Genomic DNA, 6,851 nt, shown 5'->3' on the forward strand with positions numbered 1-6,851 from the left:
ACCCCTCCACCGGCTGCGCCGGTCCCCCTCCCCCTCCGGGGGAGGATTTAGAGGAGCGCCTTGCCCATGCGGGCCAGCGGAACCTTTACGCCGTCGACGTCGGCTTCGGTCGGCTCGATCACCGTGTAACCGGTGGCGCGGTAGAGGGGGATGCCGCTCATCGTGCCCATCAGTTCGACGTGGGCATAGCCTTCGGCGGCGGCGGCGGATTCGCACAGGGAGAGGATCAGGCGGCCGACGCCCCGGCGGGTGAAATCGGGGTGGGTGTACATCGCGCGGACGCGGGCAGCGTCCTTCGCCGGATCGAGCAAGGCGGCGTCGCGCAGGGCGGTGCTGTGATCGCCACCATAGAGGGTTGCGCGCCGGCTCCAGCCGCCGCAGCCGGCGAGGCGGCCGTCGCATTCGACCATGAAATAGGTGCCGTCGGCGATCAGTTGCGTGTCCAGCCCCATGAAGGCGTGGCTGGCGGCGACCTGTTCGGGCGAGAGAAAATCATCCTGCAGCCGATCGATCGCGAGCGTCATCAGCGCGCGCAAAGCGGGCAGATCAGCGGCGGTGGCGAGGCGGCTGGTGAGATCGGACATTCCCGACGCATTCGACGGAAAGCCGCCAAAGCTCAAGAGTCGAGAATCTTGCGGATATCCCACGCGGCGGCCGCGAAGTTGCGGCTTTCGCCCGGTGCGACACCCCGCACGAGCCGCGGCGGCAGGAAGGGGACGAGGCGTTCGCTCTCCTCATCGAGCAAGATGCGCAGCCGGCGCATCAGATCGCGCACGGCGATGCGATAGCTGGGCCAGCGATCCTCGGTCGGGCGGCCGCGCCAGCGCGCGGCATGGGCGCAGAAATCGTCGTAAAAGGCGAGCGCGGTGACGCGCGCATCGGCCGCGCGCTTTGCGGCGAGCGGGCGCTCGTCCGCCATCAGGGGCAGGAAAATCTGCGCATCGACGCGCGAGAGATGGAGCATCATCTCGCGCGTGAAGGCCCAGCGCTTTTCGGTTTCGACCGGCCCCTGCTCGACATAGCCGCCGGCAACCAGAGCTTCGATCTGGTCGATGGCGGCAAGAAGGCGGGCTCGCTCAGCAGCGAGCGCGATCAAAGGGTGGTGCCTGCGAGCGAATAGCCGCCATGCGGGCGCAGGCCGAGTTCGGCGTCGAGCCAGGCTTCGGCCTCCACCATCGTGGGGAAGACGCGCTGGCTGTCAGCCGCGTCACCGCGCCGGCCCTGCAGGCGCGAGAGCGAGGCACCGGCGCCGACCGCGACGCGACGCGCGCAGCGATAGGGGCCGGAAAAGATGTGCTGCGCCAGCGCGACCACCGCCTGCGGCGGCATGGACGAGCGCGTGGCATCGATGATCACGTCGAACTTGCCTTCGCCCATCGACGCGCGTTCCGCCGCGAGCCGATCGCGCAGCTCGAGGAACTCGTTGACCGGCAACAAGCCCGAAAGCGTCAGCAGCAAACGCTGCCGCGTGGGAAAACGCATGAACTCAACCATCACAACCCTCAACGCAGGAAGGCCATTATGGCTGCACAGGGCTAAAGAGTCCTTACGCTTACGTCACAGCAATTGTGAACTTTGGTATATTTGTTGTGGGTGACGCTTAGAACCACACCACGAACATCGGGCCGTTGAGATCGGGCATCGCGGCGGCCGTCATGCCGAAGGGGACGGCGAGCGCGAGGCCGAGGGCGACGAAGGCGCGGATGCCGGCGGCGACGGGCGAGGTGGCGAAGAAGGTGGTCATGGGGGCAACTCCCTGAAAGCAATCTCTGATGAAGATGCTTCTAGGGCGCGAATCCATCACCCGATGTCGCGGCCGAAAGCGCGCTGAAATGTTGTGAAATCTTTGGGTGCGAGGCGTTCGCAGCTAGGCGAGCGGGCCGGTGGCGAATCCCGCCTTGTCGATCGCATAGACGACATGTTCGCGAACGTGCGGCTTGGCGGGGTCGGACCAGCGGCGGATTTCGACGCCGCCGATCTTTTCCATCGCGCGGCGCGAGCGGCCATTGTCGACCCCGACACGGAAGATGACGCGATCGACGAAGCGGAGCGCATGGGCGAGCATGGTGCGCTTGACGTCGCGGTTGGTGGCGCCGCCCCAGTGCGAGCGCGCGAGGAAGGTCCAGCCGATCTCGGCCTCGCCCGGCTGGGCATAACGGATCGAGAAGCGCGAGGAGCCGATCAGCACGCCCGAGGCGCGATCGTGGATCGCCATGCCGCCGCCGTCGGCCATCGTCTCATCGAACAAGGCATCGAATACGGGGCGCTGCCAGCGTGTGGGCATGGGGTGCACTTCCCAGATCAAAGGATCGGACGCGACCGCATGGAGCGCGTCACGATCGGCCGGGACGAGCGGGCGCAGGGTGACAGCCTGGCCTTCAAGCGTGGGGGCGAAATCGAAGTCCATTATGCCGGACTGGCGGTGGCGATCGGCTCGGGCTCGTCATGATCGACCCGGTCGACCAAAGCGCCGCGCCGCCAGTTGCCCTTGAGATAATAGGCCCAGGCCATGCTGACGGTGACGAGCGAGGAGGCGGGGAAGGCCCACCACAAAGCGTCGAAGCCCAGCCAGAACTGCCCCAGCCGCGCGAAGGCGACGCGGAAGATGAGCAGGCCGACGAACATGATGATCAGCGGCACCGTGACCGCCCCGTTCGCGCGCACCGTGCCGAACAGGACCAGCGTGGAGCCGGAGATCAGGAAGCTCCACCCCGCGATGATCTGGATGCGTTCGGCGATCGCGATGGCGGGGCTGCCCGCACCCAGGAACAGGCCGAGCGCGGCATGATCGAAGATGGTGATGATCGCGACCATCACCGCCGTCATGATGAAGTTGAACAGCAGGCCCCGCTGCGTGACCATCCGCACCCGATCCCAGCGGCCTGCGCCGATATTCTGCGCGGCCATCGCGCTGACCGCCGCGCCCATCGCGAGCGCGGGCATCTGGACATAATTCCACAGCTGCAGCGCGACGCCATAGGCGGCCGCGGTATCGACGCCGGCATGGTTGACAAGGCCGATCATCAGCAGGCCGCCCAGCGTCATCACCAGCATCTGCAGGCCCATCGCGAACCCCTTGGTCACGATGATCTTGAGCAGCGCCGGATCGGGGATGAGGTAGCTCAGTTCCGCGCCGCGCAGCCGGATCGGCAGGTCGCGCCAATAGACGACGGTGAGCATCACGATCATCGAGGTGAAGCTGGACGCCAGCGTCGCGGTGGCGGACCCCACGATACCCATTTCGGGGAAGGGGCCGATGCCCGCGATCAGGAACGGGTTGAGCCCTGCATCGACGATGATGCCGAGGATCATCGCCCAGAGCGGTGTCATCGCATCGCCGACGCCGCGCACGCTCATCATCAGCAGCGTGTTGACCGCCATGAACGGCATGCCGAGCAGCATCACCTTCAGATAGGCCGAGGCGAGGTGCGACGCCTCCTTCGGCGTGGCCATCAGATAAAGCAATTTGTCGGTCATCGAGATGCCGAGGATCGCGACGATTACCGAGGTGCCGAGGAACAGGCCCGCCGCCGCCCCCACCGCGCGCCGCGCGCCATCGACGTCGCGGCGGCCCATCGACTGCCCGATCAGGATCGTCGCGGCCATGCCGAAGCCGAACAAGGCCGAGAAGCACAGAAAGATGATGTTGGTCGTGTTCGCGGTCGCGGCGAGCGCATCCTCGCCCAGGAAGCGGCCGATCCACACGGTGTTGATCGAGGCATTGGCCGACTGGAGCACGTTCGAAAGGAGCGTGGGCACCGCGAACATCAGCAGCGAACGGCCGATCGGCCCCTTCGTCAGATCATGCGGCCCGGTTACCCGCCTGCCACCCGAAGGCGGCGGCGACGCATCGCTACTCGATTCCATTTCTCGTCCCCGTTACGAGAATGGCCCTAGCAGCATATTGCAGCGCAGCGCCAGTTGCGCCGTCGTCCAGAAATTGTCGCGATAGCGCCAAGAACCACGTTCCATCCTCCCCCGCCAGGGGGAGGTGTCAGCGCAAGCTGACGGAGGGGGAGGACACGATGATCTGGAGTTAGCCGCTAACCTCCCCCTCCGTCGCCTTCGGCGCCACCTCCCCCTGGCGGGGGAGGATTATGATGTCAGCCCAGACGCGCCAGCGCGGCGCTCAGGCGTTCGGCTTCCTGCGCCTTGTCGGCGTGGTCGGCGCGGGCCTTTTCGATCGCTTCGGGTTTGGCCTTTTCGACGAAGGCGGGGTTGTTCAGGCGGTTGGCGAGGCTGTCGCGTTCCTTTTCCGCCGCGACGATCCCCTTCGACAGACGCGCGCGTTCGGCGTCGAGATCGATCACGCCTTCGAGCGGGAGGACGAAGGTGGCTTCGTCGACCACGACCTGCGCGGCGCCGCCCGGTGCGGGTTCGGCGACCATGTCGATGCGCGCGAGGCGCGAGATGGCGGCGGCATTGCGGACGAGGCGCGCCTGCGTCTCGGCCCCAGCATCGCGCGCGAAGGCGGAGAGGCGCGCGCCGGGCGGCACGTTCAGCCCTGTGCGCGCGGCGCGGACTTCGGAGACGAGGCGGATCAGCCAGTCGATTTCCTGCGCCGCCGCCGGATCGATCGCGCGGGCATCGGCCATCGGCCACTTCGCGACGATGATGTCGTAGGGGCGATCCCCCAGCGCATGCCACAGTTCTTCGGTGATGAAGGGCATGAAGGGGTGGAGCATGACCAAAATCTGATCGAGCGCCCAGCCGGCGACCGCGCGGGTTTCGGCGGCCTCCGCAGCGTCCGCACCTTCGGCGAGCAGCGGCTTGGTGAGTTCGATATACCAGTCGCAGAACGAACCCCATGCGAACTGGTAGATCGTATTCGCGGCCTCGTCATAGCGCAGATCGGCGATGGCGAGGTCGAGCGCCTGGACGGTCTTGATCGTTTCCGCGACGATCCAGCGGTTGACCGGCAGGGTCGCCGCCGGCGCCTCCAGCGTGGTCGACGCGACGATGCCGTTGGACTGGGCGAAGCGCGCGGCATTCCACAGCTTCGTCGCGAAGTTGCGATAGCCCTCGACCCGCTTTTCATCGAGCTTGATGTCGCGGCCCTGGCTTTCCATCGCCGACAAGGTGAAGCGCAGCGCGTCCGCACCATATTTGTCGATCAGGCCGAGCGGATCGACGGTGTTGCCCTTCGACTTCGACATCTTCGAGCCGTCCGCCGCGCGGACGAGGCCGTGGAGGTAGAGCGTCTTGAACGGCACTTCGCCCATGAAGTGCAGCCCCTGCATGATCATGCGCGCATCCCAGAAGAACAGGATGTCGAAGCCCGAGATCAGCACGTCGTTCGGGTAATGGCGCTGGAGCAGCGACGCCTGCGACTTGGCACCCTCCTCATAAGCTTCGGGCGGCTGCTGTCCGGCGGCGTCGGGCCAGCCGAGCGTGCCGAACGGCCAGAGCGCCGAGGAGAACCAGGTGTCGAGCACGTCGGTGTCGCGGGTGAGCGTCTTGCCCGGACCGGCGAGCGCCTGCGCACCCGCCTCGTCTTCCGCGACATAGACTTCGCCGTCGGCGTCGTACCAGGCCGGGATCTGGTGGCCCCACCACAGCTGACGCGAGACGCACCACGGCTGGATGTTTTCCAGCCAGTTATAATAGGTCTTGGTCCAGCTTTCGGGGACGACCTTGATCGCGCCCGAGCGCACCGCTTCCAGCGCGGGGCCGGCCAGCGTTTCGGCGTCGACATACCATTGATCGGTCAGCCAGGGTTCGATCACCACGCCCGAACGATCGCCATAAGGCGTCTGGATCGTGCGCGGTTCGGCATCATGTTCGACGCCTTCCTTGTCGACGTGCGCGATCAGGACGCCATCGGCCTTGAGCCGTTCGACGACCTTCTTGCGCGCGTCGAAGCGATCCATGCCGATATAATCGGCGGGGATCAGGCCGTCGGCGGTCTGCACCACCTTCGCCTCGGCATCGAGCATGTTGAGCATGTCGGCGGGCTTGAAGCCCGCGCGCTTGCCGACCTCGAAATCGTTGAAGTCGTGGCCCGGCGTGATCTTCACCGCGCCCGAACCCAGCGTCGGATCGGCATGTTCGTCGGCGACGATCGGGATTTCACGGCCGGTGATCGGCAGGCGGACCTTCTTGCCGATCAGCGCCTTGTAGCGATCATCGTCCGGATTCACCGCGACCGCCATGTCGGCGAGCATCGTTTCGGGGCGCGTGGTGGCGACCGAGATCGTGCCGGAACCGTCCGCGAGCGGATAGGCGAAGTGCCAGAAGCTGCCGCGCACTTCCTTGGTCTCGACCTCAAGGTCCGAAATCGCGGTCTTGAGGCCCGGATCCCAGTTCACCAGACGCTTGTCGCGATAGAGCAGCTTCTGATTGTAGAGATCGACGAACACCTTGAGGACGGCCTTCGAAAAGCCTTCGTCCATCGTGAAGCGTTCGTTCGCCCAGTCGCACGAGGCGCCGAGGCGGCGGAGCTGGCGGTTGATCGTGCCGCCCGATTCTTCCTTCCACTCCCAGATCTTCGCGACGAACTCGTCCCGCGTGAAATCGGTGCGCTTCTGTCCCTTGGCGTTCAACTGCCGTTCGACGACCATCTGGGTCGCGATGCCGGCATGATCGTTGCCGACGACCCAGAGCGCGTCCTTGCCCTGAAGCCGCGCGTGGCGGATCAGGATATCCTGCAGCGTATCATCGAGCGCGTGGCCGATGTGGAGCGAGCCGGTGACGTTGGGCGGCGGGATGACAATCGTATAGGGTTCGGCATCGGGGCGTTCGGGACGGAACAGGCCCGTCTCTTCCCAATATTTATACCAGCGCGCTTCGATGGCGGCGGGGTCGAAGGTTTTGTCGATCGTCATGGGCCGCGCTTTAGCGGGGGCGACGGG

Annotated in this window: 7 protein-coding genes; all 7 read right to left on the reverse strand. The window is 66.0% G+C overall.

Annotated elements, in window-relative coordinates; all coding sequences use genetic code 11:
• Positions 1-47 precede the first annotated feature (47 nt).
• The gene (locus EOD43_RS22450; RefSeq protein WP_127746650.1) at positions 48-584 is read right to left on the reverse strand and encodes a GNAT family N-acetyltransferase; all 537 of its coding nucleotides are present in this window, start codon (positions 582-584) and stop codon (positions 48-50) included.
• Between the two features lie 32 nt (positions 585-616).
• A complete protein-coding gene (locus EOD43_RS22455) occupies positions 617-1,096 on the reverse strand; it encodes a hypothetical protein (RefSeq protein WP_127746651.1) in 480 nt (159 codons plus the stop codon).
• Complete coding sequence (locus tag EOD43_RS22460; protein ID WP_127746652.1) at positions 1,093-1,482, reverse strand: hypothetical protein; 390 nt, start codon at positions 1,480-1,482, stop codon at positions 1,093-1,095. Before EOD43_RS22460 ends, EOD43_RS22455 begins: the two co-directional genes overlap by 4 nt.
• A gap of 118 nt (positions 1,483-1,600) precedes the next feature.
• Complete coding sequence (locus tag EOD43_RS23855; RefSeq protein WP_164857402.1) at positions 1,601-1,744, reverse strand: hypothetical protein; 144 nt, start codon at positions 1,742-1,744, stop codon at positions 1,601-1,603.
• A 123-nt stretch (positions 1,745-1,867) separates the two neighbouring features.
• A complete protein-coding gene (locus EOD43_RS22465) occupies positions 1,868-2,407 on the reverse strand; it encodes a GNAT family N-acetyltransferase (RefSeq protein ID WP_127746653.1) in 540 nt (179 codons plus the stop codon).
• Positions 2,407-3,867: an MATE family efflux transporter gene (locus tag EOD43_RS22470; protein ID WP_127746654.1), complete on the reverse strand. Its 1,461-nt coding sequence runs from the start codon at positions 3,865-3,867 to the stop codon at positions 2,407-2,409. Before EOD43_RS22470 ends, EOD43_RS22465 begins: the two co-directional genes overlap by 1 nt.
• A gap of 236 nt (positions 3,868-4,103) precedes the next feature.
• Entirely contained in the window at positions 4,104-6,824 is a 2,721-nt protein-coding gene (locus tag EOD43_RS22475) for a valine--tRNA ligase (RefSeq protein WP_127746655.1), read from the reverse strand.
• Between the last annotated feature and the right edge of the window lie 27 nt (positions 6,825-6,851).

The organism is Sphingomonas crocodyli (assembly GCF_004005865.1).
GTDB classification, from domain to species: domain Bacteria; phylum Pseudomonadota; class Alphaproteobacteria; order Sphingomonadales; family Sphingomonadaceae; genus Rhizorhabdus; species Rhizorhabdus crocodyli.